Source organism: Streptomyces dryopteridis, from assembly GCF_049606955.1.
Taxonomy (GTDB): Bacteria; Actinomycetota; Actinomycetes; order Streptomycetales; family Streptomycetaceae; genus Streptomyces.
In genome coordinates, this window is the sequence record NZ_CP187113.1 from 5,328,070 (window position 1) to 5,354,179 (window position 26,110).

Here is a 26,110-nt window from a genome sequence, read left to right on the forward strand (position 1 = left end):
CGACGGGACCGGAAAACGCGCGCCCGCACTCGAACAGGACCCCGAACGGAATGTGGCGTTATGTCAATTCCGTTCCCTTCTCGGCCAGTTCGCGCAAGCGGGCGACCGCCCCCGGCGGCACCGGCTCGTGCCGCGCGTGCCCCCGCCCGAACCGCCCGCTGCCGTGACTGAGCGCCCGCAGGTCCACCGCGTACCGGTCGATCTCCGCCTCCGGCACCTCCGCCCGCACCACCGTCCGCCCCGGCCCCGCCGGCTCCGAACCCACCACCCGGCCGCGCCGCCCGGACAGATCGCTCATCACCGGACCCACGAACTCGTCCGGCACCAACACCGTCAACGCCGCCACCGGCTCCAACAGCGCCGGTCCGGCCGCCGCCACCGCCTCCCGCAGCGCCAGCGCCCCGGCCGTCTGGAAGGCCGCGTCCGAGGAGTCCACCGCGTGTGCCTTGCCGTCCACCAGCGTCACCCGCAGGTCCACCAGCGGCCGGCCCTCCGCGAGCCCCCGCGCCGCCTGCGCCCGCACCCCCTTCTCCACCGAGGGCACGAAGGCGCGCGGCACCGCCCCGCCCACCACCCGGTCCACGAACTCGATCCCGCTGCCCGTCGGCAACGGCTCCACCTCCACCGCGCAGATCGCGAACTGCCCGTGGCCCCCGGACTGCTTCACGTGCCGACCGCGTCCGACGCCCTTCGCCGTGATCGTCTCGCGCAGCCCGATCCGGTGCGGCTCGGCGTCCACCCGCACCCCGAACCGACCCCGGAGCCGCTCCAGGGCCACCTCCTGATGGGCCTCGCCCAGACACCACAGCACCAACTGCCGGGTGTCGGGGTTCTGCTCCAGCCGCAACGTCGGGTCCTCGGCCAGCAGTCGCGCCAGCCCCTGCGAGAGCTTGTCCTCGTCGGCCTTGCCGTGCGCCCGGATCGCGACCGGCAGCAGGGCGTCCGGACTGTCCCACGGGGTGATCAGCAGCGGCTCCTCCTTCGCCGCGAGGGTGTCCCCGGTCTCGGCCCGGGCGAGTTTGGCCACGCACGCCAGATCGCCCGCCAGGACCTCCGGGACGGGCCGCTGGTGCCGGCCGAAGGGAGAGGTGAGCGCCCCCACCCGCTCGTCCGCCTCGTGCGGCCGGTCCGACGTCCGCCCCAGCCCCCGGCCGCAGACGTGCACCGCCGCGTCCGGCCGCAGGGTGCCCGAGAACACCCGCACCAGGCTCACCCGGCCCACGTACGGGTCGGAGGAGGTGCGGATCACCTCGGCGGCCAGCGGGCCCTCCGGATCGCAGGGCAACGGGGGGCGCGGGCTCCCGTCCGGCCCGGTCACCGGCAGCGGGGCCCGCTCCTCGGGGGAGGGGAAACCGCCCGCGATCAGCTCCAACAGCTCGGCCGTGCCCAGCCCGCGCGCCTCCGGGGCGCCGCCGGGGGCCGCCGGCAGCACGGGGTGGAACCCGCCCCGGGCCACCGCCCGCTCCAGGTCGTCCACCAGGGTCTTCAGGTCGATCTCCGCGCCCGCCAGGTAGCGGTCCATCAGGGACTCGTCCTCGCTCGCGGCGATGATCCCCTCGATCAGCCGGGCCCGCGCCGGCTCCAGGGCCGCCGCCTCCGACGCCGTCGGCTCCCGTTCCACCAGGACGCCGCCCGAGTAGTCGCGGACCGTCCGCGACAGCAGCCCGATCAGCCCCACCACCGGGGCGTGCCCGTCCGGACCCGCCGGCCCGTGCAGGGGCAGGTGCAGGGGGAGCACGGAGTCCGGGTCCGCCCCGCCGAAGAGGCCGCCGCAGGCCGCGTGCACCGCCGCGAGATCGGCCCGGGCCGCCTCCAGGTGGGTCACCACGATCGCCCGGGGCATCCCCACGGCCGCGCACTCCTCCCACAGGCCGCGCACCGCCCCGGTCGGGCCCTCGGCGCCCTCGGCCGCCGAGACCACGAACAGGGCGGCGTCGGCGGCGCGCAGTCCGGCCCGCAGCTCGCCCGTGAAATCGGACCGGCCGGGGGTGTCCAGCAGATTGATCTTCAGCCCCTCCCAGGCCACCGGGGTGAGGGAGAGCTGGAGCGAGCGGTGCCGGCGCTGTTCGAGTTCGTCGTGGTCGGAGACGGTGCCCCCGTCCTCCACGCGGGCGGCCCGGGTGATGGCCCCGGTCGCCAGTGCCAGTGCCTCGACGAGGGTGGTCTTCCCGGACCCGGTGGGGCCGACCAGCACCACGTTGCGCAGGGCGCGCGGGTGGTCGACCGTCGGGGCGCCGCCCGCGGCGCCGGGGGGCTGATGGTGTGCGGAGCCGGCTCCCATGACGTGTTCCTCCCGTTCGTCGGCGGATCGTCCGCGCGGGACCGATCTCGACGGAAGTGCGCCATTCGAGCTTTGCACCACCTCCACACCGCGTCCAGATGACGTACGCCCGCCGCCCCCGGCGGGTGCGGCCGAGGTGCGGACGCCGTGCGGCCCACGTGGGCCGGCTACGATGGGCGGGGCCGGCCCCACAGCCGACCCGGGCCCCCTCCGCCGGCTCCACCGGTCGAAGGGGACCCAGCCCGCCGCCGAGGGGTCGCGGGCCCACCGAACCCCGGGAAGGCCATGCTGAACAAGTACGCGCGTGCATTCTTCACGCGTGTTCTCACACCATTCGCCGCGTTCCTCCTGCGTCGGGGGGTGAGCCCGGACGCGGTCACCCTCATCGGCACGGCCGGCGTGGTGGCGGGCGCGCTGTGGTTCTTCCCGCGCGGCGAGTTCTTCTGGGGGGTGATCACGATCACCCTCTTCGTCTTCTCAGACCTCGTCGACGGCAACATGGCCCGCCAGGCCGGCATCTCCAGCCGGTGGGGCGCCTTCCTCGACTCCACCCTCGACCGGGTGGCCGACTCGGCGATCTTCGGCGGGCTGGCCCTCTGGTACGCGGGCGGCGGCGCCGACAACACCCTGTGCGCCGTGGCCGTGTTCTGCCTCGCGAGCGGCCAGGTGGTCTCCTACACCAAGGCCCGGGGCGAGGCCATCGGCCTGCCGGTGGCCGTCAACGGGCTGGTGGAACGGGCCGAACGGCTCGTCATCACCCTCGTCGCGGCGGGCCTGTCGGGTCTCCAGCTCTTCGGGGTGCCCTCGTGGATCGGGGTGCTGCTGCCGATCGCCCTGTGGGTGGTCGCGGCCGGCTCCCTGGTGACCATGATCCAGCGCGTGGTCACGGTGCGCCGCGAGGCCGCCGAGGCCGACGCGGTCGCCGGCGAGGAGGCGACCGCCTGATGCCCACGGCACGCGAGAGACTTGTCGACGGGGCCTACGCGGCGGGCTGGGCCGGGGTCAGGCGCCTGCCCGCCCCGGCCGCCGCCGCCCTCGGTCGCACCGTCGCCGACGCGACCTGGAGACGGCGCGGGGCCGGTGTGCTGCGCCTGGAGTCCAACCTGGCCCGGGTGGTGCCGGACGCCTCCCCTGAGCGGCTGCGCGAGCTGTCGCGGGCGGGCATGCGCTCCTACCTGCGGTACTGGATGGAGTCCTTCCGGCTGCCCGCCATGGACCCCAAGGGCTTCGGCCGCGCGGTGGAACTGGAGGACGACCACCGGCTGCGCGAGGCCATCGCCTCGGGTCGCGGGGTCGTGGCCGCCCTGCCGCACCTCGCCAACTGGGACCTCGCCGGCGCCTGGGTCACCGGCCACCTCGGGGTGCCCTTCACCACCGTCGCCGAACGCCTGAAGCCGGCCTCCCTCTTCGACCGGTTCGTCGCCTACCGCGAGAGCCTGGGCATGGAGGTGCTGCCGCACACCGGCGGCGCCGCCTTCGGCACCCTGGCCCGCAGGCTCCGCGCCGGCGGCCTGGTCTGCCTCGTCGCCGACCGCGACCTGTCCTCCTCCGGGGTCGAGGTCGACTTCTTCGGCTCCGCCGCCCGGATGCCCGCCGGCCCCGCCCTGCTCGCCCAGCAGACGGGCGCCGTGCTGCTGCCCGTCACCCTCCACTACGACGGCCCCGTCATGCGCGGCCGGTTCCACCCCGAGGTCGAGGTGCCCGCGGAGGGCACCCGCCGGGAGAAGACCCACGCCATGACCCAGCGCGTGGCCGACGCCTTCGCCGAGGGCATCGCCGCCCACCCCGAGGACTGGCACATGCTCCAGCGACTGTGGTCGGCGGACCTCGACCCCCGGCCCCGAGGGGACCACACGTGAAGATCGGCATCGTCTGCCCGTACGCCTGGGACGTCCCTGGCGGGGTGCAGTTCCACATCCGCGACCTCGCCGAGCACCTGATCCGGCTCGGCCACGAGGTGTCCGTCCTGGCGCCCGCCGAGGACGACACCCCGCTGCCGCCCTACGTGGTCTCCGCCGGCCGGGCCGTCCCGGTGCCCTACAACGGCTCGGTGGCCCGCCTCAACTTCGGGTTCCTCTCCGCCGCCCGCGTCCGCCGCTGGCTGCACGACGGGATCTTCGACGTGGTCCACATCCACGAACCCGCCTCGCCCTCCCTCGGCCTGCTCACCTGCTGGGCCGCCCAGGGGCCGATCGTGGCCACCTTCCACACCTCCAACCCCCGCTCCCGCGCGATGATCGCCGCCTACCCGATCCTCCAGCCCGCCCTGGAGAAGATCAGCGCCCGGATCGCGGTCAGCGAGTACGCCCGCCGCACCCTGGTGGAACACCTCGGCGGCGACGCCGTGGTCATCCCCAACGGCGTGGACGTGGACTTCTTCGCCGCCGCCGAGCCCAAGGCCGAGTGGCGGGGCACCACCCTCGGCTTCATCGGCCGCATCGACGAACCCCGCAAGGGCCTGCCGGTGCTCATGGCCGCCTTCCCCGAGATCGTCCGCGCCGTCCCCGACGTGCGGCTGCTGGTGGCCGGGCGCGGGGACGAGGAGGAGGCCGTGGCCACGCTGCCGCCCGAACTGCGCGAGCGGGTGGAGTTCCTCGGCATGGTCTCCGACGAGGACAAGGCCCGCCTGCTGCGCAGCGTGGACGTGTACGTGGCGCCCAACACCGGCGGCGAGAGCTTCGGCATCATCCTCGTCGAGGCCCTGTCGGCCGGGGCGCCCGTCCTCGCCGCCGACCTCGACGCCTTCGCCCAGGTCCTCGACCAGGGCGCGGCCGGGGAGCTCTTCGCCAACGAGGACGCCGAGGACCTCGCGCGGGCCGCCGTCGCCCTGCTGCGCTCGCCCGAACGCCGCGCCGAGCTGAGCGAACGCGGCTCCGCCCACGTGCGCCGCTTCGACTGGACCACCGTCGGCGCCGACATCCTCGCCGTCTACGAGACCGTCACCCAGGGCGCGGCGGCCGTCGGACCCGACGAGAAGGTGCCGCTGCGGACCCGGATGGGCCGCTCCGGAGGCGGCTCCTCCGGCTTCTGAACGGGCCGCCCGGGCCGGCCCGGTAGAGTCACCCGGCGTGATCGAAACAGTGGTGTGGGTCGTCCTCGCTCTCGGGGTCCTCGGCGTCATCGGCGTGTACCTCAGTTGGACGGCCGGCCGCCTGGACCGGCTGCACACGCGGATGGACGCCGCGCGGGCCGCCCTGGACGCGCAACTGCTGCGCCGCTCCTCGGTGGTGGCCGAGGTGGCCGCGTCCGGGGCCCTGGACCCCGCCTCCTCCCTGGTGCTCTACGAGGCCGCCCACGCGGCCCGGCAGGCCGAGGAGGACCGCAGGGAGGTGGCCGAGAGCGAACTGAGCCAGGCCCTGCGCGCCGTGTTCGCCGACGCCGACCAGGTCGAGGCCCTCAAGTCCGCGCCGGGCGGCGAGGCCGCCGCCCTGGAGCTCGCGGCGGCCGTGCGCCGGGTGCCGATGGCCCGCCGCTTCCTCAACGACGCGGTCCGCGCCGCCCGCGCCCTGCGCCGGCACCGCAAGGTCCGCTGGTTCCGGCTGGCCGGCCACGCCCCGTTCCCGCTGGCCTTCGAGATGGACGACGAGCCCCCGGCGCACCTCGCCGAGCGCCCCTGACGGGAAACGGGCGCCGGCCGAAAGGGTGAGATCCGGCCGGCCAGGGGGCCGATGGGGCCGATGTGGCCCGGGTGGGGGCCAGGTGGCCGGGTCCAAAGGGGCCACCGCTCCCACATTGGCCCTTGCAGTGGCCCGGCCCACGGGAGTTTGCTCCTCCTCGGAGCACCACCGGTGCTCCCCGTTCCTTCTTCGAGTGAGGTCCCCGTGAGCACGCAGTCCCCCACCCCGCAGACCCCTGAGACCGGTACCGCTCGCGTCAAGCGCGGCATGGCCGAGCAGCTCAAGGGCGGCGTGATCATGGACGTGGTCACCCCGGAGCAGGCCAAGATCGCCGAGGACGCCGGCGCCGTGGCCGTCATGGCCCTGGAGCGGGTCCCCGCCGACATCCGCAAGGACGGCGGCGTGGCCCGGATGTCCGACCCCGAGATGATCGAGGGCATCATCGACGCGGTCTCCATCCCCGTCATGGCCAAGTCCCGCATCGGCCACTTCGTCGAGGCCCAGATCCTCCAGTCCCTCGGCGTGGACTACATCGACGAGTCCGAGGTCCTCACCCCGGCCGACGAGGTCAACCACTCCGACAAGTGGGCCTTCACCACCCCCTTCGTCTGTGGCGCCACCAACCTGGGCGAGGCCCTGCGCCGCATCGCCGAGGGCGCGGCCATGATCCGCTCCAAGGGCGAGGCCGGCACCGGCAACGTCGTCGAGGCCGTCCGCCACATGCGCCAGATCAAGAACGAGATCGCCCGCCTGCGCGGCTTCGACAACAACGAGCTGTACGCCGCCGCCAAGGACCTGCGCGCCCCCTACGAGCTGGTCAAGGAGGTCGCCGAGCTGGGCAAGCTGCCCGTCGTGCTGTTCTCCGCCGGCGGCGTGGCCACCCCGGCCGACGCGGCCCTGATGCGCCAGCTCGGCGCCGAGGGCGTGTTCGTCGGCTCCGGCATCTTCAAGTCCGGCGACCCGGCCAAGCGCGCCGCCGCCATCGTCAAGGCCACCACCTTCTTCGACGACCCGAAGATCGTCGCCGACGCCTCCCGCAACCTGGGCGAGGCCATGGTCGGCATCAACTGCGACACCCTGCCCGAGGCCGAGCGCTACGCGAACCGGGGCTGGTGATGACCACTCCCGTGATCGGTGTCCTGGCACTCCAGGGCGACGTCCGGGAGCACCTGATCGCCCTGGCCGCGGCGGACGCCGTGGCCAGGCCGGTCCGGCGCCCCGAGGAACTGGCCGAGGTCGACGGCCTGGTGATCCCGGGCGGCGAGTCCACCACCATGTCCAAGCTGGCCGTGCTCTTCGGGATGCTGGAGCCGCTGCGCGAGCGGGTCCGCGCCGGGATGCCCGTCTACGGCACCTGCGCGGGCATGATCATGCTCGCCGACAAGCTGCTCGACGGCCGCGAGGACCAGGAGACCCTGGGCGGCGTGGACATGATCGTGCGCCGCAACGCCTTCGGCCGGCAGAACGAGTCCTTCGAGGCGGCCGTCGACTTCGCCGGCATCGAGGGCGGCCCCGTGGAGGGCGTGTTCATCCGCGCCCCGTGGGTGGAGTCGGTCGGCGCGCGGGTCGAGGTGCTCGCCGTGCACGAGGGCCACACGGTCGCCGTGCGCCAGGGCAACGTCCTCGCCACCTCCTTCCACCCGGAGCTCACCGGGGACGTCCGGGTACACGCGCTGTTCGTCGAGATGACGCGCGCGGGGACCCGACTCCCGTGACCCGATAGGATCGGGCGAGAACACAGATGGTTGAGCGAAGGAGACAGGCGGATGTCCGGCCACTCTAAATGGGCTACGACGAAGCACAAGAAGGCCGTGATCGATGCCAAGCGCGGCAAGCTCTTCGCGAAGCTGATCAAGAACATCGAGGTCGCGGCGCGTACCGGCGGCGCGGACCCCGAGGGCAACCCGACCCTCTTCGACGCCATCCAGAAGGCGAAGAAGTCCTCGGTCCCGAACAAGAACATCGACTCCGCGGTCAAGCGCGGCGGCGGCCTCGAGGCCGGCGGCGTGGACTACGAGACGATCATGTACGAAGGCTACGGCCCGAACGGTGTCGCGGTGCTCATCGAGTGCCTCACCGACAACCGCAACCGCGCCGCCTCCGACGTCCGCGTCGCCATGACCCGCAACGGCGGTTCCATGGCCGACCCGGGCTCGGTCTCGTACCTGTTCAACCGCAAGGGCGTCGTGGTCCTGCCCAAGGGCGAGCTGTCCGAGGACGACGTGCTCGGCGCCGTCCTGGACGCGGGCGCCGAGGAGGTCAACGACCTCGGCGAGAACTTCGAGGTGATCAGCGAGGCCACCGACCTGGTCGCGGTCCGCACCGCGCTCCAGGAGGCCGGCATCGACTACGACTCGGCCGACTCCAACTTCCTGCCGACCATGCAGGTCGAGCTGGACGAGGAGGGCGCGCGCAAGATCTTCAAGCTGATCGACGCGCTGGAGGACAGCGACGACGTGCAGAACGTCTTCGCCAACTTCGACGTCTCGGACGAGGTCATGGAGAAGGTCGACGCCTGAGCGACACGCCATCCGCGACGGGCCGACGGGGACACACCCCCCGCCGGCCCGTCGCGGTTTTGTCGGTGGCGGCGCGTAACCTGCCTCCCGGCACAAACAGGTGAACGAAGGAGGGGTGCGGTGCGCGTACTCGGGGTGGACCCCGGCCTGACCCGGTGCGGGGTCGGCGTGGTCGAGGGGGTGCCCGGGCGCCCGCTCACGATGCGCGGGGTCGGCGTCGTGCGCACCCCCGCCGAGGCCGAGATCGGCGACCGGCTGGTGGCCATCGAGGCCGGCCTGGAGCAGTGGCTGGACGAGCACCGCCCCGACCTGGTGGCCGTCGAGCGGGTCTTCGCCCAGCACAACGTGCGCACCGTCATGGGCACCGCCCAGGCCAGCGCCGTCGCCATGCTGTGCGCCGCCCGGCGCGGCCTGCCGGTGGCCCTGCACACCCCCAGCGAGGTCAAGGCCGCCGTCACCGGCTCCGGCCGGGCCGACAAGGCCCAGGTCGGCGCCATGGTCACCCGGCTGCTGCGGCTCGACGCGCCGCCCAAACCCGCCGACGCCGCCGACGCCCTCGCCCTGGCCATCTGCCACATCTGGCGCGCCCCCGCCCAGAACCGACTCCAGCAGGCCGTCGCCCTGCACACCGCGAAAGGCCGCGTCCGATGATCGCGTTCGTCAACGGGCCGGTGGCCGCCGTCACCGGTCAGGTCGCCGTCGTCGAGGTCGGGGGAGTGGGCATGGCCCTCCAGTGCGCCCCCCGCACCCTCGCCGCCCTCAGGGTGGGCGAGACCGCCCGCCTGTTCACCTCCCTCGTGGTCCGCGAGGACTCCCTGACCCTCTTCGGCTTCGCCGACGACGACGAGCGGCAGGTCTTCGAACTCCTCCAGGGCGCCAGCGGCGTCGGCCCCCGACTCGCCCAGGCCATGCTGGCCACCCACACCCCCGACGCCCTGCGCGCCGCGGTCGCCTCCGCCGACGAGAAGGCGCTCACCGCCGTCCCCGGCATCGGCAAGAAGGGCGCCCAGAAACTCCTGCTGGAACTCAAGGACAAGCTCGGCGCCCCGCTCGGCACCGGCGTCGTCGCCCCCCGCACCGCCCTCGCCCACGGCCCCGCCCCCTGGGCCGAACAGGTGGAATCCGCCCTCATCGGCCTGGGCTACCCGGCCCGCGAGGCCGAGGAGGCCGTGGCCGCCGTCGCCCCCCAGGCCGAGGCCGCCCTCGCCGAGACCGGCTCCGCCCCCGTGCCCCAGCTGCTGCGCGCGGCCCTTCAGACCCTCAACCGCGCCCGCTGACCCTCCGAACACAAGGACACCCACCCGTGAACCCCCTCCACGAGGAGAACGGCGAGGACCGGATCGTCGCCGCGGCGGCGGACGGCGAGGACACGGCCGTCGAGGCCGCGCTGCGCCCCAAGGACCTCGGCGAGTTCGTCGGCCAGGAGAAGGTCCGCCGACAGCTCGACCTCGTGCTCAAGGCGGCCCGCGCGCGCGGGGCCACCGCCGACCACGTGCTGCTCTCCGGCGCCCCCGGCCTCGGCAAGACCACCCTCTCCATGATCATCGCGGCCGAGATGGAAGCCCCCATCCGGATCACCTCCGGCCCCGCCATCCAGCACGCCGGGGACCTCGCCGCCATCCTGTCCTCGCTCCAGGAGGGCGAGGTGCTCTTCCTCGACGAGATCCACCGGATGTCCCGGCCGGCCGAGGAGATGCTCTACATGGCCATGGAGGACTTCCGCGTCGACGTGATCGTCGGCAAGGGCCCCGGGGCCACCGCGATCCCCCTCGAACTGCCGCCGTTCACCCTGGTCGGCGCCACCACCCGGGCCGGTCTGCTGCCGCCCCCGCTGCGCGACCGCTTCGGCTTCACCGGGCACATGGAGTTCTACACCCCCGAGGAACTCGGCCGGGTCGTGCACCGCTCCGCCCGCCTCCTCGACGTGGCCGTCGACACCGCCGGCGCCGCCGAGATCGCCGGCCGCTCCCGGGGCACCCCCCGGATCGCCAACCGGCTGCTGCGCCGGGTCCGCGACTACGCGCAGGTCAGGGCCGACGGGGCGATCACCCGCGAGATCGCCTGCGCCGCCCTGGAGGTCTACGAGGTCGACGCCCGGGGCCTGGACCGCCTGGACCGGGGGGTGCTGGAGGCCCTGCTGAAGCTCTTCGGCGGCGGCCCGGTGGGCCTGTCCACCCTCGCGGTCGCGGTGGGGGAGGAGCGCGAGACCGTCGAGGAGGTCGCCGAGCCCTTCCTCGTGCGCGAGGGACTCCTCGCCCGCACCCCGCGCGGCCGGATCGCCACCCCGGCCGCCTGGGCCCACCTCGGCCTGGTGCCCCCGCAGCAGGTCAGCGGCGGGGTTCGGGGGGTCGGAAGCGAATCCACGGGACAACAGGGGTTGTTCGGGGCGCCCGGTACCCCGCGGGAACCGTGATGACACGCCGGCCGTTGTTTCAACGGTGCGGACTCGCCTAGACTCCGCCGATGCTGACCATTGCACGGTCGGCAGCCCACCCCCGTAGAAGAAGGCCGCCCTCCCACGCGGTCGTGCGAAGGAACACCTTTCCGTGAACAGCATCGGTCTGTACCTCCCGTTCATCCTGATCATCGGTGTGATGTTCCTGATGACGCGGTCCGCGAAGAAGAAGCAGCAGCAGGCCGTGCAGATGCGCGACCAGATGACCCCCGGCACCGGCGTGCGCACCATCGGCGGCATGTACGCCACCGTCAAGGAGGTCGGTGACGACACCGTCACCCTCGAGATCGCGCCCGGCGTGCACGCCATCTACGCCAAGAACGCGATCGGCGCCGTGCTGGAGGACGACGAGTACAACCGCATCGTCCACGGCGCTCCCGCCGGCGACCTCGACATCGACACCCCCGTCGTCCCCGACGACGCCTCCTCGCTGATCGAGGCCGACGAGGCCCCCAAGCTCGACCTCGGCAAGAAGGACGCCCCGGCCGACACGACCAAGGCCGACGAGACCCCCGAGGCCAAGGACGCCAAGGACAAGGGCACCGACGGCGACACCGGCGCCAAGTAAGGCGCCGGCGGGGACCGCGCACGCGTCCGACCGACGCCCGCCGCGGTCCCCGCGCACACACTTCTGCGGGGGGCAGGGGTCCCCACACACATTTCGTGGCCGTCCGCGCGCCGACCGGGCGCGGGGCGGTTGGACAGGGAGTTACGACAGGTGGCAGCACCGAAGAAGGGCCGACGGCCCACGGGGGCTCAGGGGAGGCCGGGCCGCGCCCTGGCCTTCATCCTGATCGCACTGGTGGCGCTCACCGCCGGGATGTTCGCGTCCAAGCAGACCACACCACGGCTCGGCATCGACCTCGCCGGCGGTACGAGCATCACGCTCAAGGCGAAGAGCGAACCGGGCAAGCCCGACGCGATCAACGACACCAACATGGACACGGCGATCGGCATCATCGAGCGCCGCGTCAACGGTCTCGGCGTGTCCGAGGCCGAGGTCCAGCGTCAGGGCCGCGACCACATCATCGTGAACATCCCCAAGGGGACGAACGAGAAGCAGGCCCGGGACCAGGTCGGCACCACCGCCCAGCTGTACTTCCGCCCGGTCATCGCCTTCGCCCCCGCCGGTCCGGCCGTCCCCGAGCCGACCCCGAGCAGCTCCTCCTCCGGGTCCCCCTCGGCCAAGCCCTCCGCCTCCGGTTCGGGTGCCCCCAAGGCCGAGGGCTCGAACTCGCCCTCCGCCAAGCCGTCGTCCAGCGCCACTTCGCAGGGCCGTGCCGTCAGCGAGGCCCTCAAGGCCCCGTCGGCGTCCGGTTCCCCCTCGCCCCAGGCGAGCGAGTCGAAGAAGGCAGACGACCCCAAGGCCACCCCGAGCGCCTCGGCCCCCGCCCCGGACAAGGCCGCCGCCGACCTCCAGGCCCAGTTCGCGGCCCTGGACTGCTCCAAGGAGTCGGTCCGCGCCACCGCCGGCAAGTCGGCGAAGTCCAGCGAGCCCACCGTGGCCTGTGGCCCGAGCCAGGGCGGCTGGGGCAAGTGGCTGCTCGGCCCGGCCGCCGTGGACGGCCAGGACGTCTCCGACGCCAAGGGTCAGCTCGACCCGCAGCGCGGCGCCTGGATCGTGACCATGCAGTTCACCGACAAGGGCGCCGACAAGTTCGCCAAGATCACCGGTGAGCTGGCCGCCAAGCAGTCCCCGCAGAACCAGTTCGCGATCGTGCTCGACGGCGAGGTCGTCTCCGACCCGTACGTCACCTCCGCCCTGACCGGCGGCAACGCCGAGATCTCCGGCGGCTTCAACCAGCAGTCCGCCCAGGACCTCGGCAACATGCTGTCCTACGGCGCCCTGCCGCTCTCCTTCCAGGAGGACAGCGTCACGACCGTGACCGCCGCCCTCGGTGGCGAGCAGCTCAAGGCCGGTCTGATCGCGGGCGCCATCGGCCTCGTGCTCGTCGTGATCTACCTGCTGGTCTACTACCGGGGTCTGGCGATCATCGCGATCGTCTCCCTGCTGGTCTCGGCCGCGCTGACCTACACGATCATGGCGCTGCTCGGAAAGGGCATCGGCTTCGCCCTGAACCTGCCGGCCGTCTGCGGCGCGATCGTCGCGATCGGCATCACGGCGGACTCCTTCATCGTGTACTTCGAACGCATCCGCGACGAGGTCCGCGAGGGACGCACCCTGCTGCCGGCCGTGGAGCGCGCGTGGCCCCGGGCCCGCCGCACCATCCTCGTCTCGGACTTCGTCTCCTTCCTCGCCGCCGCGGTGCTCTTCATCGTCACCGTCGGCAAGGTGCAGGGCTTCGCCTTCACCCTGGGTCTGACCACCGTCCTCGACGTGGTCGTGGTCTGGTTCTTCACCAAGCCCGTCATGACCCTGCTGGCCCGCACGAAGTTCTTCGCGAGCGGTCACCCGTGGTCCGGCCTCGACCCCAAGCGCCTGGGCGCCAAGCCCCCGCTGCGCCGGTCCCGTCGCACCACCGCCCCCGTCGAAGCAAAGGAGGCGTGAGATGTCGAAGCTGGGAGATATCGGCGCCAAGCTCTACCGCGGCGAGGTCGGGTACGACTTCGTCGGCAAGCGATTCCTCTGGTACGGCGTCTCCGTACTGATCACGATCGTCGCCATCGCCGCCCTGGCCTTCAAGGGCCTCAACATGGGCATCGAGTTCAAGGGCGGCGCGGTCTTCACCACCCCGAGCGCCTCCGTCACGGTGGCCCAGGCCGAACGCGCCGCCGAGAAGGCATCCGGCCACCCGGCCATCGTGCAGGAGCTGGGCACCGGCTCGATGCGGATCCAGATCTCGGAGCTGGACACCAACGAGGCCGCGAACGTCAAGAAGGACCTGGCCCGCGACCTGAAGGTGGACGAGGGCCAGATCGGCGCCGACCTGGTCGGCCCGAGCTGGGGCTCGCAGATCGCCAACAAGGCGTGGACCGGCCTCGGGATCTTCATGATCCTCGTGGTGATCTACCTGGCCATCGCCTTCGAATGGCGGATGGCCGTCGCCGCCCTCATCGCCCTGATCCACGACCTCACCATCACCGTCGGCGTGTACGCGCTCGTCGGCTTCGAGGTCACCCCGGGCACCGTGATCGGTCTGCTGACCATCCTCGGCTACTCCCTCTACGACACCGTCGTCGTCTTCGACGGCCTCAAGGAGGCCACCAAGGACATCGGCAAGCAGACCCGCTTCACCTACAGCGAGCTGGCCAACCGTTCCATCAACGGCACCCTGGTCCGCTCCATCAACACCACCGTCGTGGCCCTCCTCCCGGTCGGCGCGCTGCTGTTCATCGGCGGCGGCTTCCTCGGCGCGGGCATGCTGAACGACATCTCGCTCTCCCTGTTCGTCGGCCTCGCCGCCGGTGCCTACTCCTCGATCTTCATCGCGACCCCGCTGGTCGTGGACCTCAAGGAGCGGGACCCGGCCATGAAGGCCCTGCGGCGCCGGGTGCTGGCCAAGCGCGCGAGCGGCGAGGAGACGGACGGCCTCGGCCCCGCCTCCGAGGTGCCCGCCCCCACCACCGGCCGCGCCGCCGGCAGGGCCTCGGGACGGCGCGGATGACCGACCTGCTGACCCCCGAGGCACGCGAACTGCTGGTCTCGCGGATCGTGGACGTCCCCGACTACCCCCAGCCGGGCGTGGTCTTCAAGGACATCACCCCGCTGCTCGCCGACCCGAAGGCGTTCACCGTCCTCACCGACGCCTTCGCCGACCTCGCCGCGCACCGCGGGATCACGAAGATCGTCGGGCTGGAGGCGCGCGGGTTCATCCTCGCCGCCCCCGTCGCGGTCCGCGCCGGCATCGGCTTCGTGCCCGTCCGCAAGGCCGGCAAGCTCCCCGGGGCCACCCTCTCCCAGTCCTACGACCTGGAGTACGGCAGCGCCGAGATCGAGATCCACGCCGAGGCCCTCACCCCCGAGGACCGCGTGCTGGTCATCGACGACGTGCTGGCCACCGGCGGCACCGCCGCGGCCTCCCTGGAGCTGATCCGTCGCGCCGGCGCCCGCCCGGCCGGCGTGGCCGTGCTCATGGAGCTGTCCTTCCTGCCCGGCCGCGAACGGCTCGCCCCGCTCCTGGCCGAGGCACCACTGGACGCCCTGCTCGTGGTCTGAGCCGGCACGCGCGTCGCACGCACGACCGAGGGCCCCGCGCTTCCCCCACCAGGAGGCACGGGGCCCTCGCCCGTTCCCCGAGGTCCCGCACGCCGGGGCCCGCGCCCGCGCACGCGCCGTGCGACGGCCGAAACCCGCCCTGTCGGGCCGCGCGCTCTCCTCGGGGAACGCGCCCGGCCCGACCTCGCTACCATGGTTTATCCGGACCTGACCGGGGCCCCGGATCCGCACGAGGAGCGCTCTTGCCAGACGAGGTCCAGCCACTGTCCGCCGCGCAGCCCGCGAACCCCGAGCCGGCCGGGTCCACGCCCGCCCCGCTCGCCCCGGTCGCCAAGGGCCCCGCGCCGGCCAAGCCCGCCCCGTCACGGACGGCGGGCTCCTCCAACCGCGTCCGGGCCCGTCTGGCCCGACTCGGCGGTCAGCGTTCCAACCCGTACAACCCGGTGCTGGAACCCCTGCTGCGGATAGTCCGGGGCAACGACCCCAAGACCGAGACCGGCACCCTGCGCCAGATCGAACAGGCGTACCAGGTCGCCGAACGCTGGCACCGGGGCCAGAAGCGCAAGAGCGGCGACCCGTACATCACCCACCCGCTCGCCGTCACCACCATCCTCGCCGAACTCGGCATGGACCCGGCCACCCTGATGGCCGGGCTGCTCCACGACACCGTCGAGGACACCGAGTACGGCCTGGAGGACCTGCGCCGCGACTTCGGCGACGCCGTCGCCCTCCTGGTGGACGGGGTCACCAAGCTCGACCGGGTCAAGTTCGGCGAGGCCGCCCAGGCCGAGACCGTGCGCAAGATGGTCGTGGCCATGGCCAAGGACCCCCGGGTGCTGGTCATCAAGCTCGCCGACCGCCTGCACAACATGCGCACCATGCGCTACCTCAAGCGGGAGAAGCAGGAGAAGAAGGCCCGCGAGACCCTGGAGATCTACGCCCCGCTCGCCCACCGGCTGGGCATGAACACCATCAAGTGGGAGCTGGAGGACCTCGCCTTCGCGATCCTCTACCCGAAGATGTACGACGAGATCGTCCGCCTCGTCGCCGAGCGCGCCCCCAAGCGGGACGAGTACCTGGCCATCGTCACCGACGAGGTCCAGACCGACCTGCGGGCCGCCCGCATCAAGGCCACCGTCACCGGTCGGCCCAAGCACTACTACAGCGTGTACCAGAAGATGATCGTGCGCGGTCGCGACTTCGCCGAGATCTACGACCTGGTCGGCATCCGGGTCCTGGTCGACACGGTCCGGGACTGCTACGCGGCCCTGGGCACCGTGCACGCGCGCTGGAACCCGGTCCCCGGCCGGTTCAAGGACTACATCGCGATGCCGAAGTTCAACATGTACCAGTCCTTGCACACGACGGTCATCGGACCCAACGGCAAGCCCGTCGAGCTCCAGATCCGCACCTTCGACATGCACCGCCGCGCCGAGTACGGCATCGCGGCGCACTGGAAGTACAAGCAGCAGACGGTCGCCGGGGCCTCCAAGGTCCGCACCGACGTGCCCCAGGCCGCCAAGGGCTCCGCCGGGCACGACACCGTCAACGACATGGCCTGGCTGCGCCAGCTGCTGGACTGGCAGAAGGAGACCGAGGACCCCGGCGAGTTCCTCGACTCGCTGCGCTTCGACCTCTCCCGCAACGAGGTCTTCGTCTTCACGCCCAAGGGCGACGTGATCGCCCTGCCCGCCGGCGCCACCCCGGTGGACTTCTCCTACGCCGTGCACACCGAGGTGGGCCACCGCACCATAGGGGCCCGGGTCAACGGCCGGCTGGTGCCGCTGGAGTCCACCCTCGACAACGGCGACCTGGTGGAGGTGTTCACCTCCAAGGCCGAGGGCGCGGGCCCGTCCCGCGACTGGCTGGGCTTCGTGAAGTCCCCGCGGGCCCGCAACAAGATCCGCGCCTGGTTCTCCAAGGAACGCCGCGACGAGGCCATCGAACAGGGCAAGGACGCGATCGCCCGCGCCATGCGCAAGCAGGGCCTGCCGATCCAGCGGATACTGACCGGCGACTCGCTGGTCACCCTCGCCCACGAGATGCGCTACCCCGACATCTCCTCCCTCTACGCCGCGATCGGCGAGGGGCACGTGGCCGCGCAGGGCGTCGTGCAGAAGCTCGTGCAGGCCCTCGGCGGGGAGGAGGCGGCCGGCGAGGACATCGAGGAGGTCGTGCCCCCGGCCCGGGGCCGCGCCAAGCGGCGCGGGAACAACGACCCCGGGGTCGTGGTCAAGGGCGTCGACGACGTGTGGGTCAAGCTGGCCCGCTGCTGCACCCCTGTGCCCGGGGACCCGATCATCGGCTTCGTCACGCGCGGCAGCGGGGTCTCGGTGCACCGGGCCGACTGCGTGAACGTGGACTCCCTCTCGCAGCAGCCGGAGCGGATCCTCGCCGTCGAATGGGCCCCCACCCAGTCCTCGGTGTTCCTCGTCGCCATCCAGGTGGAGGCGCTGGACCGGTCCCGACTGCTCTCGGACGTCACCCGGGTCCTGTCCGACCAGCACGTCAACATCCTGTCGGCGGCCGTGCAGACCTCCCGGGACCGGGTGGCCACCTCTCGGTTCACCTTCGAGATGGGCGACCCCAAGCACCTGGGACACGTGCTGAAGGCCGTACGGGGCGTGGAGGGCGTGTACGACGTGTACCGCGTGACCTCCGCCCGCCGCCCCTGACGGGCGGCCCGACGCGGCACATGTGAAAGGGCCCCGGCCCGGGAGGAGACTCCCGGGCCGGGGCCCTTTCACACGCGCTGGGCGGACGGCTCAGCCGCCGAACTCCTCCAGACCCTTCAGGGCCTGGTCGAGCAGGGCCTGGCGGCCCTCCAGCTCACGCGCCAGCTTGTCGGCCTTGGCGTTGTTGCCGGCCGCGCGCGCCACGTCGATCTGACCGCGCAGCTTGTCCACGGCGGCCTGGAGCTGACCGGTCAGACCGGCGGCGCGGGCCCGCGCCTCCGGGTTGGTCCGGCGCCACTCGGCCTCCTCCGACTCCTGGATGGCCCGCTCCACGGCGTGCATCCGGCCCTCGACCTTCGGCCGGGCGTCGCGCGGCACGTGGCCGATGGCCTCCCAGCGCTCGTTGAGCGAGCGGAACGCGGCCCGGGCCGCCTTCAGGTCGGTGACGGGAACGAGCTTCTCGGCCTCGTCCGCCAGCGCCTCCTTGAGCCCCAGGTTCTCCACCTGCTCGGCGTCGCGGACCGCGAACACCTCGGAGCGGGCCGCGAAGAACACGTCCTGGGCGCCCCGGAAGCGGTTCCACAGGTCGTCCTCGGACTCGCGCTGGGCGCGCCCGGCCGCCTTCCAGTCCGCCATCAGCTCGCGGTAGCGGGCCGCCGTCGGACCCCAGTCGGTGGACTTGGCCAGCGCCTCGGCCTCGGAGACCAGCTTCTCCTTGACCTTGCGGGCGTCCTCGCGCTGCGCGTCCAGGGACGCGAAGTGCGCCTTGCGACGCTTGGAGAACGCCGAGCGGGCGTGCGAGAAGCGGTGCCACAGCTCGTCGTCGGACTTGCGGTCCAGACGCGGCAGGCCCTTCCAGATGTCGACCAGGGCCCGCAGCCGCTCGCCGGCCGAACGCCACTGGTCGCTCTGCGCCAGCTGCTCGGCCTCGGCGACCAGGTCCTCCTTGGCCTTGCGGGACTCGTCGCTCTGCTTGGCCTTCTGCGCCTTGCGCTCCTCGCGCCGCGACTCGACCGTGCCCACCAGGGCGTCGAGCCGCTTGCGGAGCGCTTCGAGATCGCCCACGGCGTGGTGCTCGTCCACCTGCGTGCGCAGGTGGTCGATCGCGACCTGCGCGTCCTTCGAGGACAGGTCGGTGGTCCGCACCCGTCGTTCGAGGAGGCCGATCTCGACCACCAGGCCCTCGTACTTGCGCTCGAAGTAGGCCAGTGCCTCCTCGGGGGTCCCGGCCTGCCAGGAACCGACGACCTGCTCGCCCTCGGCCGTACGCACGTACACGGTGCCCGTCTCGTCGACGCGGCCCCACGGGTCGCTGCTCACAGCGCCTCCTCCACCTGATGCCTCCGTGGGGGATCACCCCCGGGCATCGTCCACAGTTTCCTGGGGCGGGCAGTGCCCGCCCTGCACAACGCCAACATAGGCGAACGCCGGCCCGGCTGTCCGCATCCGGCGGCACGCAATATCACCGACAGGACCCGGGCGGGACCTTCGGCCCTGATCGATCCCGGCCGCCGACGCGGGTCGGCGGCCGGGCCGGGGCCGGTCAGTTCTTGGCCACGGTCGCCTTCTCGATGGTCACGGGCTTCTTCGGCGCGGTGCCGTCGGCGGCGGTGCCGTCCTTGGCCACGTTCTCCACGACCTTCAGCCCGGCCGCGTCCAGGGTGCCGAACGGGGTGTAGGTCGGGGTCAGCGGGCTGTCCTTGTAGACCAGGAAGAACTGGCTGCCGCCGGAGTTCGGGGTGCTGGTGTTGGCCATCGCCACGGTGCCCGCCGGGTAGATCACCTGGCCGGACTTGTCGGCCTTGCCCAGGGCGCCGAGGTTCTCGTCCTTGATGGTGTAGCCGGGGCCGCCCATGCCGGTGCCCTGCGGGTCGCCGCACTGGAGCACGAAGATCCCGGCGGTGGTCAGCCGGTGGCACTTGGTCTTGTCGAAGTAGCCCTTGTCGGCCAACGCCTTGAAGGAGTTGACGGTCTCGGGGGTCTTCGACGCGTCCATCGTGATGCTCAGGTCGCCCTCGTTGGTCTTGAGGGTGAACGTGTACTTCGCGCCCTTGTCGATCGCCATCGCGGGCGAGGGGGACTTCTCCGGGGTGGGCTCGTTGCTGGGCGGGGTGGAGGACGAGGCCGATGCCTGCGGGTCCTTCTTCGTGTCGCCGCCGAAGACCCCGGACACGGCCAGGGCGATCACCCCGCCGACCACCACCACCGCGCCGGCCCCGATGGCCAGGTTGCGCCGTTTGGCCCGGCTCCGCGCCTGGGCCCGCCGCTGCTGCTGGCGCTCGAACTTCTCCCGGGCGAGCTGCCGCCGCCGCTGATCGCTGGTGACCACCGGATACTCCTTGCGTTCCTCGACTGCCTGTCCGAGTCGGTTAGCCACGTACCGTATATGGGTTCGCTGTGTGAGGAGAGGCGCCGGTAGGCTCTGACCTGCCGGGAACCCCTCCCGGCCCATCGCCCAGACGACGATCCGAGGACGAACGTGCTGATTGCCGGATTCCCCGCCGGGGCCTGGGGGACCAACTGCTACGTGGTCGCCCCCGCCGCCGGCGAGGAGTGCGTGATCATCGACCCCGGCCACCAGGCCGCCCAGGGCGTCGAGGAGACCCTCCGCAAGCACCGGCTCAAGCCCGTCGCGGTGGTCCTCACCCACGGCCACATCGACCACGTGGCCTCGGTGGTCCCGGTGTGCGGCGCGCACGACGTGCCCGCCTGGATCCACCCCGAGGACCGCTACATGATGAGCGATCCCGAGAAGGCCCTCGGCCGCTCCATCGGGATGCCGCTGATGGGCGAGCTGACCGTCGGCGAGCCCGACGACGTCCGCACCCTCTCCGACGGCGCCGCCCTGAAGCTGGCCGGTCTGGAGTTCTCCGTCGCGCACGCCCCCGGCCATACCAAGGGGTCGGTGACGTTCCGGCTGCCCGAGAACCCGGAGATCCCCCCGGTGCTGTTCTCCGGCGACCTGCTCTTCGCCGGCTCCATCGGCCGCACCGACCTGCCGGGGGGCTCCCACGCGGAGATCCTCCGCTCGCTGGGCCGGGTGTGCCTGCCGCTCGACGACTCGACCGTGGTCCTCTCCGGCCACGGCCCCCAGACCACCATCGGCCGTGAACGCGCGACCAACCCGTACCTGCGGGAAGTCGCCGCCGGCCTGGGGAACGGCACCGCCGCCCCCCGACGAGGAATGTGAAGAAAGACGACGTGAGCACCTTCCAGGCCCCCAAGGGCACGTACGACCTGCTCCCCCCGGACTCGGCCCGCTACCTCGCCGTCCGCGAGGCCATCGCCGCCCCGCTGCGGACCGCCGGCTACGGCTACGTGGAGACCCCCGGGTTCGAGGACGTGAACCTCTTCGCGCGCGGCGTCGGGGAGTCCACCGACATCGTCACCAAGGAGATGTACACCCTCACCACCAAGGGCGGCGACGAGCTGGCGCTGCGCCCCGAGGGCACCGCGTCGGTGCTCCGCGCCGCCCTGGAGGCCAACCTGCACAAGCGCGGCAACCTGCCCGTGAAGCTCTGGTACTCCGGCTCCTACTACCGCTACGAGCGCCCGCAGAAGGGCCGCTACCGGCACTTCTCCCAGGTCGGCGCCGAGGCCATCGGGGCCGAGGACCCGGCGCTGGACGCCGAGCTGATCATCCTCGCCGACCAGGCGTACCGCTCGCTGGGCCTGCGGAACTTCCGCATCCTGCTGAACTCGCTGGGCGACAAGGAGTGCCGCCCGGTCTACCGCGAGGCCCTCCAGACCTTCCTGCGCGGCCTCGACCTCGACGAGGAGACCGTCCGTCGGATCGAGATCAACCCGCTGCGCGTCCTGGACGACAAGCGCGACGCGGTCCAGAAGCAGCTCGTCGACGCCCCGCTGCTGCGCGACCACCTGTGCGAGGCGTGCCGGGCCTACCACGCTGAGGTCCGCGAGCTGATCACCGCCGCCGGCGTGGCCTTCGAGGACGACGACCGGCTCGTGCGCGGCCTGGACTACTACACCCGCACCACCTTCGAGTTCGTCCACGACGGCCTCGGCTCCCAGTCCGCGGTCGGCGGCGGCGGCCGCTACGACGGCCTGTCCGAGATGATCGGCGGCCCCGCGCTGCCCTCGGTGGGCTGGGCCCTGGGCGTGGACCGCACGGTGCTCGCGCTGGAGGCCGAGGGCGTGGTCCTCGACCTGCCCCGCGTCACCGACGTGTTCGCCGTGGCCCTCGGCGAGGAGGCCCGGCGCACCCTGTTCGGCCTGGTCACCGAGGCCCGCAAGGCCGGGATCGCCGCCGACTTCGGCTACGGCGGCAAGGGCCTCAAGGGCGCCATGAAGGACGCCAACCGCTCCGGCGCCCGGTTCGCCCTGATCGCCGGCGAACGCGACCTGGCCGAGGGCGTCGTGCAGCTCAAGGACCTGGAGAGCGGCGAGCAGGAGGCCCTGCCCGTGACCGAGGTCCTCGCCAAGCTGACCGCGCGCCTGGCCGGCTGAGACCGGCGGGAACGGCCGGGCCCCGGGGCCCGGTGAGGGCGGGCCGGGAGGAGACTCCCCGCCCGCCCTCGCGCACAGGCGGGTACGGCACAATGGCCCGAGCCGGAAGACCCCGGCGCGGCGAGAGGCCCCCCGCGGCCCGCCGAGAGAACGACGGAGCGGCGGTGCGGCCACGATGACCACGAGGACCCAGGGAGCCGGCCGGACCGGCGCCGAGCAGCCGCCCGCGGGCCGCGCCCTCGCCCCCGGACGCGGCCTGGCCTGGCTGTTCGTGATCACCGGGGCGGCCGGTCTGCTCGCCGCCTGGGTGATCACCCTCGACAAGTTCAAGCTGCTGGAGGACCCGAACTTCACCCCCGGGTGCAGCCTCAACCCGATCGTCTCCTGCGGCAACATCATGAAGAGCGAGCAGGCATCCGCGTTCGGCTTCCCCAACCCGATGCTGGGCCTGGTGGCCTACGGGATCGTGATCGGGGTCGGCGCGAGCGTGCTGGCCGGGGCCCGGGCCCGCCGCTGGTACTGGCTCACGTTCAACGCGGGCACCCTGTTCGGCGTGGTCTTCTGCGCCTGGCTGACCTACCAGTCGCTCTACAACATCAACTCGCTGTGCCTGTGGTGCTGCCTGGCCTGGGTCGCCACGATCACCCTGTTCTGGTACGTCACCGCCTTCAACGTCCGCGAGGGCCTGCTGCCCGCCCCGGCCTGGCTGCGGTCCTTCTTCGGCGAGTTCCCCTGGGTCGCCCCCGTGCTGCACATCGGGATCATCGGCATGCTGATCCTGACCCGCTGGTGGGAGTTCTGGACCTCCTGACCCGAGCCCGACCCGCGACCGGCTGTCGGACCCGGGCATTAGGCTGGCCGCGTGGAACCCGATCTCTTCACCGCAGCCGCCGAGGAACGCCAGGAGAAGGACCCGTCGAGCGCCCCGCTCGCGGTCCGGATGCGCCCGCGCACCCTGGACGAGGTGGTCGGCCAGCGGCACCTGCTGAAGACGGGCTCCCCGCTGCGCCGCCTCGTGGGCGAGGGCGCCGGCGGCCCCGCCGGGGCCTCCTCGGTGATCCTGTGGGGACCGCCCGGGATCGGCAAGACCACCCTGGCCCACGTGGTCAGCAAGGCCACCAACAAGCGCTTCGTGGAACTCTCGGCGATCACCGCGGGCGTCAAGGAGGTCCGGGCCGTCATCGAGGGCGCCCGCCGGGCGGTCGGCGGCTACGGCCGCGAGACCGTCCTCTTCCTCGACGAGATCCACCGCTTCAGCAAGGCCCAACAGGACTCCCTGCTGCCCGCCGTCGAGAACCGCTGGGTCACCCTGATCGCCGCGACCACCGAGAACCCCTACTTCTCGGTGATCTCCCCGCTGCTCTCCCGCTCCCTCCTGCTCACCCTGGAGGCCCTCACCGACGAGGACCTGCGCGGCCTGCTGCACCGCGCCCTCACCGAGGAGCGCGGCCTCGGCGGCGCCGTGACCCTGGACCGGGAGGCCGAGGAGCACCTGCTGCGGGTCGCCGGCGGCGACGCCCGGCGGGCCCTGACCGCGCTGGAGGCGGCGGCCGGCTCGGCCCTGGCCAAGCAGGAGGACACGATCACCCTGGCCACGGTCGAGGAGTCCGTGGACCGCGCCGCCGTCACCTACGACCGCGACGGCGACCAGCACTACGACGTGGCCAGCGCCCTGATCAAGTCCATCCGCGGCTCCGACGCGGACGCGGCCCTGCACTACCTGGCCCGCATGATCGACGCCGGCGAGGACCCCCGCTTCATCGCCCGCCGGCTGATGATCTCCGCCAGCGAGGACATCGGCCTCGCCGACCCCGGCGCGCTGCCGCTGGCCGTGGCCGCCGCCCAGGCCGTGGCCATGATCGGCTTTCCCGAGGCCGCCCTCACCCTCAGCCATGTGACCATCGCCCTGGCCCTGGCCCCCAAGTCCAACACCGCCACCACCGCCATCGGCGCGGCCCTGGCCGACGTGCGCGCCGGTCTGGCCGGCCCGGTCCCCGCGCACCTGCGCGACGGGCACTACAAGGGGGCCGAGAAACTCGGCCACGCCCAGGGCTACGTGTACCCGCACGACGTGCCCGGCGCGATCGCCGCCCAGCAGTACGCCCCCGACGCCCTGCACGGCAAGCGCTACTACCAACCCACCCGGTACGGGGCCGAGGCCCGCTACGCCGACGTGGTCGAGATGGTCCGCGAGCGCCTCGCCGGCTCCTGACGGCCGCGCCCCGGGTGCGGGCCGGCCGGCGTCGGGCCAGCATCGGGGCATGAGGCGAGGGACCGCGCGGGGGAGTGCGACCGCGATGGCGGGGGCGCTGCTCTGCGCCCTCGCGTTCGGCGGCTGCGCCCGCCCGGGACCGGAGCCCGGGGCCTCGGCGGCGCCCTTCGCGCGGGTGCCGCTCGCGAGCGAGGGCTTCCCGCCCGAGGCCGCGACGGCCCGCGCGTGGCTGGAGAAGCTGGTCGTGGGCTGGGGGCAGAACTGGCAGACCTACCGGCGCGCGGAGTTCGAGCCCCCCGGCGGGGCGCGCTGGTCGGACGAGACCGACGCGGTGGGCGGGCGCAACGGCTGCGACACCCGGGACGACGTGCTCCGGCGGGACCTGACCGGGGCGCGCGAGGGGGACCGCAACCCGTGCGTGGTCCTGTCGGGGGTGCTGCACGACCCCTACACCGGAACCGAGCTGCCGTACTCCTACCGCAGGGCCTCCGGGATCGAGACCGATCACGTGGTGGCCCTGGGCGCGGCCTGGCGGGGCGGGGCGTGGGCCTGGACCCCGGCCCGGCGCCTGGCCTACGCCAACGACCTGGACGGGCTGCTCGCGGTGGAGAAGCGGGCCAACCAGGAGAAGGGCAGCAAGACGGCGGACAAATGGCGCCCGCCGCGCCGCGCGTACTGGTGCGAGTACGGCCGCCGGTACGTGGGGGTCAAGCACAAGTACGCGCTGACCGTGACCCCGCCGGAGCGGGACGCGCTGCGCGAGCTGCTCACGACCTGTCGCTGACCGCCCCGCCGCCGACGGTCCGCCCGGCCGCGTGGTCGGCGGCCCCGAGCAGGCCGCGCAGGGCCCGCCGCAGGCAGCGCACGTCGGCCAGCGGGCGGGGGAAGTCGAAGCGGGCGTCGAAGGGGGCCGCGCCGTCCCGGGGCAGGAACCGGACCCGCAGCCCGTGCCGGTCCAGGGCCAGGGGGACCGGCCGCGGCCGGTCGGCGCCGCGCGGGCCGAGCAGCGCGGTCAGCCCGGCGAGCCGCTCGCCGTGGTCGGCGTACAGGTGCTGGAGGAGTTCGGCCTCGTGGTCCACGAGCGGGTCCGGCTCCGCGCCGGCGAGCAGGTCGGGGTCGACGCGTTCGACGCCCTCCGGCGTCTCCAGGGCGATCTCGCCGACCTCCAGCCGCAGCAGCACCCAGGCGGGGCGGCCGTACTGGCCGGGGGCGGGGTCGAGGGAGAGGGGTTCGGCCAGGCCGAGGAGTTCGGGGACGGGACGGCGTTCGGCGAGCAGCTCGGCGCAGGCGGCGCGGGCGGCCTCGCCGCGCACCGGGGTGAGCCAGCCCGACAGCCGGGCGCGGGCCCGGATACGATGGGGCACGGACACCGGCGCCACGTCCGTGATCTCGATCACGGCGGTGACGTCGTCGTCCTGGGCGTGAGCGGCCGCCCTGGCCGCCGAACTCTCCCCGGAGATCAGGAGAATCACGTCCCCGTCCGGGGTGACGGTCCGCGCGACCGGCATTCCCGTCCCGAAGGCTTCGGCGGGTGCCCGGTCACGAGCACCCGGCAGCGTGAGGGATACTGAGGCGTTGGAATCTACGAGGGTTCGTACGCGCTCGGCTCCGGTGAGCTGTCGAGCGCCTTCCCTGGGACGCGGCTGACCTTGCTTATCGTCGTCGTCAGCGGACGTGGATCGTTTCTCGTCCGTACTGCGATGCGCACTGGGCTTGGGGATCCCATGTGGTCGAGACATTACGTCCTCCTCGAATAAGGTAAGGCTC

General features: G+C 72.8%; 24 protein-coding genes. 20 read left to right on the forward strand and 4 right to left on the reverse strand.

From position 1 onward, the window contains the following. Positions 1-58: 58 nt before the first annotated feature. Positions 59-2,281, reverse strand: a complete 2,223-nt coding sequence (locus ACN20G_RS22910; protein WP_424214683.1) for an elongation factor G-like protein EF-G2 — start codon at positions 2,279-2,281, stop codon at positions 59-61. A gap of 285 nt (positions 2,282-2,566) precedes the next feature. Between ACN20G_RS22910 and pgsA the strand changes: the two genes are divergently transcribed. The 15 genes from pgsA (at position 2,567) to ACN20G_RS22985 (ending at position 17,664) form a co-directional block, all read left to right on the forward strand. Beyond that, entirely contained in the window at positions 2,567-3,226 is a 660-nt protein-coding gene (pgsA, locus tag ACN20G_RS22915) for a phosphatidylinositol phosphate synthase (protein WP_424214684.1), read from the forward strand. Continuing rightward, positions 3,226-4,140: a phosphatidylinositol mannoside acyltransferase gene (locus tag ACN20G_RS22920; protein WP_424214685.1), complete on the forward strand. Its 915-nt coding sequence runs from the start codon at positions 3,226-3,228 to the stop codon at positions 4,138-4,140. Before pgsA ends, ACN20G_RS22920 begins: the two co-directional genes overlap by 1 nt. Then, positions 4,137-5,312, forward strand: coding sequence for a glycosyltransferase family 4 protein (locus tag ACN20G_RS22925; protein WP_424214686.1), 1,176 nt, complete (start codon positions 4,137-4,139; stop codon positions 5,310-5,312). The genes ACN20G_RS22920 and ACN20G_RS22925 overlap by 4 nt, the downstream gene beginning before the upstream one ends. 37 nt (positions 5,313-5,349) lie before the next feature. Continuing rightward, a complete protein-coding gene (locus ACN20G_RS22930) occupies positions 5,350-5,898 on the forward strand; it encodes a hypothetical protein (RefSeq protein WP_424214687.1) in 549 nt (182 codons plus the stop codon). 204 nt (positions 5,899-6,102) lie between these two features. Beyond that, on the forward strand, positions 6,103-7,014 hold the full coding sequence (gene pdxS, locus ACN20G_RS22935; protein WP_424214688.1) for a pyridoxal 5'-phosphate synthase lyase subunit PdxS: 912 nt from the start codon (positions 6,103-6,105) through the stop codon (positions 7,012-7,014). Beyond that, positions 7,014-7,613, forward strand: coding sequence for a pyridoxal 5'-phosphate synthase glutaminase subunit PdxT (gene pdxT / locus ACN20G_RS22940; protein WP_424214689.1), 600 nt, complete (start codon positions 7,014-7,016; stop codon positions 7,611-7,613). The genes pdxS and pdxT overlap by 1 nt, the downstream gene beginning before the upstream one ends. A gap of 51 nt (positions 7,614-7,664) precedes the next feature. After that, positions 7,665-8,417, forward strand: a complete 753-nt coding sequence (locus ACN20G_RS22945; RefSeq protein WP_424214690.1) for a YebC/PmpR family DNA-binding transcriptional regulator — start codon at positions 7,665-7,667, stop codon at positions 8,415-8,417. A 120-nt stretch (positions 8,418-8,537) separates the two neighbouring features. Beyond that, positions 8,538-9,068 (forward strand): crossover junction endodeoxyribonuclease RuvC, encoded by a 531-nt coding sequence (gene ruvC, locus ACN20G_RS22950; RefSeq protein ID WP_424214691.1) that lies wholly within the window; start codon positions 8,538-8,540, stop codon positions 9,066-9,068. After that, positions 9,065-9,694, forward strand: a complete 630-nt coding sequence (gene ruvA / locus ACN20G_RS22955; RefSeq protein WP_424214692.1) for a Holliday junction branch migration protein RuvA — start codon at positions 9,065-9,067, stop codon at positions 9,692-9,694. Before ruvC ends, ruvA begins: the two co-directional genes overlap by 4 nt. A 26-nt stretch (positions 9,695-9,720) precedes the next feature. Next, entirely contained in the window at positions 9,721-10,830 is a 1,110-nt protein-coding gene (gene ruvB / locus ACN20G_RS22960; protein ID WP_424214693.1) for a Holliday junction branch migration DNA helicase RuvB, read from the forward strand. 133 nt (positions 10,831-10,963) lie between these two features. Next, complete coding sequence (gene yajC / locus ACN20G_RS22965) at positions 10,964-11,440, forward strand: preprotein translocase subunit YajC (RefSeq protein WP_424214694.1); 477 nt, start codon at positions 10,964-10,966, stop codon at positions 11,438-11,440. A gap of 150 nt (positions 11,441-11,590) precedes the next feature. Next, positions 11,591-13,381: a protein translocase subunit SecD gene (secD, locus tag ACN20G_RS22970; RefSeq protein ID WP_424214695.1), complete on the forward strand. Its 1,791-nt coding sequence runs from the start codon at positions 11,591-11,593 to the stop codon at positions 13,379-13,381. 1 nt (position 13,382) lies between these two features. After that, positions 13,383-14,438, forward strand: coding sequence for a protein translocase subunit SecF (gene secF, locus ACN20G_RS22975; RefSeq protein WP_424214696.1), 1,056 nt, complete (start codon positions 13,383-13,385; stop codon positions 14,436-14,438). Next, on the forward strand, positions 14,435-14,989 hold the full coding sequence (locus ACN20G_RS22980) for an adenine phosphoribosyltransferase (protein ID WP_424214697.1): 555 nt from the start codon (positions 14,435-14,437) through the stop codon (positions 14,987-14,989). The genes secF and ACN20G_RS22980 overlap by 4 nt, the downstream gene beginning before the upstream one ends. A 242-nt stretch (positions 14,990-15,231) precedes the next feature. Then, positions 15,232-17,664 (forward strand): RelA/SpoT family protein, encoded by a 2,433-nt coding sequence (locus ACN20G_RS22985; RefSeq protein WP_424214698.1) that lies wholly within the window; start codon positions 15,232-15,234, stop codon positions 17,662-17,664. Positions 17,665-17,754: 90 nt separating this feature from the next. Here ACN20G_RS22985 and ACN20G_RS22990 read toward each other — a convergent pair whose 3' ends face one another. Next, on the reverse strand, positions 17,755-18,984 hold the full coding sequence (locus tag ACN20G_RS22990) for a DUF349 domain-containing protein (RefSeq protein WP_424214699.1): 1,230 nt from the start codon (positions 18,982-18,984) through the stop codon (positions 17,755-17,757). A 223-nt stretch (positions 18,985-19,207) separates the two neighbouring features. Beyond that, a complete protein-coding gene (locus tag ACN20G_RS22995) occupies positions 19,208-19,993 on the reverse strand; it encodes a peptidylprolyl isomerase (RefSeq protein WP_424215644.1) in 786 nt (261 codons plus the stop codon). Positions 19,994-20,143: 150 nt separating this feature from the next. Between ACN20G_RS22995 and ACN20G_RS23000 the strand changes: the two genes are divergently transcribed. From ACN20G_RS23000 to ACN20G_RS23020, 5 genes are all read left to right on the forward strand, one after another. Continuing rightward, a complete protein-coding gene (locus tag ACN20G_RS23000) occupies positions 20,144-20,854 on the forward strand; it encodes an MBL fold metallo-hydrolase (RefSeq protein ID WP_424214700.1) in 711 nt (236 codons plus the stop codon). Positions 20,855-20,865: 11 nt separating this feature from the next. Beyond that, positions 20,866-22,131: a histidine--tRNA ligase gene (hisS, locus tag ACN20G_RS23005; protein ID WP_424214701.1), complete on the forward strand. Its 1,266-nt coding sequence runs from the start codon at positions 20,866-20,868 to the stop codon at positions 22,129-22,131. A 175-nt stretch (positions 22,132-22,306) separates the two neighbouring features. Next, the gene (locus ACN20G_RS23010) at positions 22,307-22,942 is read left to right on the forward strand and encodes a vitamin K epoxide reductase family protein (RefSeq protein ID WP_424214702.1); all 636 of its coding nucleotides are present in this window, start codon (positions 22,307-22,309) and stop codon (positions 22,940-22,942) included. 51 nt (positions 22,943-22,993) lie between these two features. Beyond that, on the forward strand, positions 22,994-24,343 hold the full coding sequence (locus ACN20G_RS23015) for a replication-associated recombination protein A (RefSeq protein ID WP_424214703.1): 1,350 nt from the start codon (positions 22,994-22,996) through the stop codon (positions 24,341-24,343). Between the two features lie 49 nt (positions 24,344-24,392). Further along, complete coding sequence (locus ACN20G_RS23020) at positions 24,393-25,127, forward strand: HNH endonuclease family protein (RefSeq protein ID WP_424214704.1); 735 nt, start codon at positions 24,393-24,395, stop codon at positions 25,125-25,127. On the opposite strand, the gene ACN20G_RS23025 is transcribed toward ACN20G_RS23020, so the two are convergent. Continuing rightward, entirely contained in the window at positions 25,111-25,851 is a 741-nt protein-coding gene (locus ACN20G_RS23025; protein WP_424214705.1) for a DUF2470 domain-containing protein, read from the reverse strand. The genes ACN20G_RS23020 and ACN20G_RS23025 overlap by 17 nt on opposite strands. Positions 25,852-26,110: the final 259 nt, after the last annotated feature.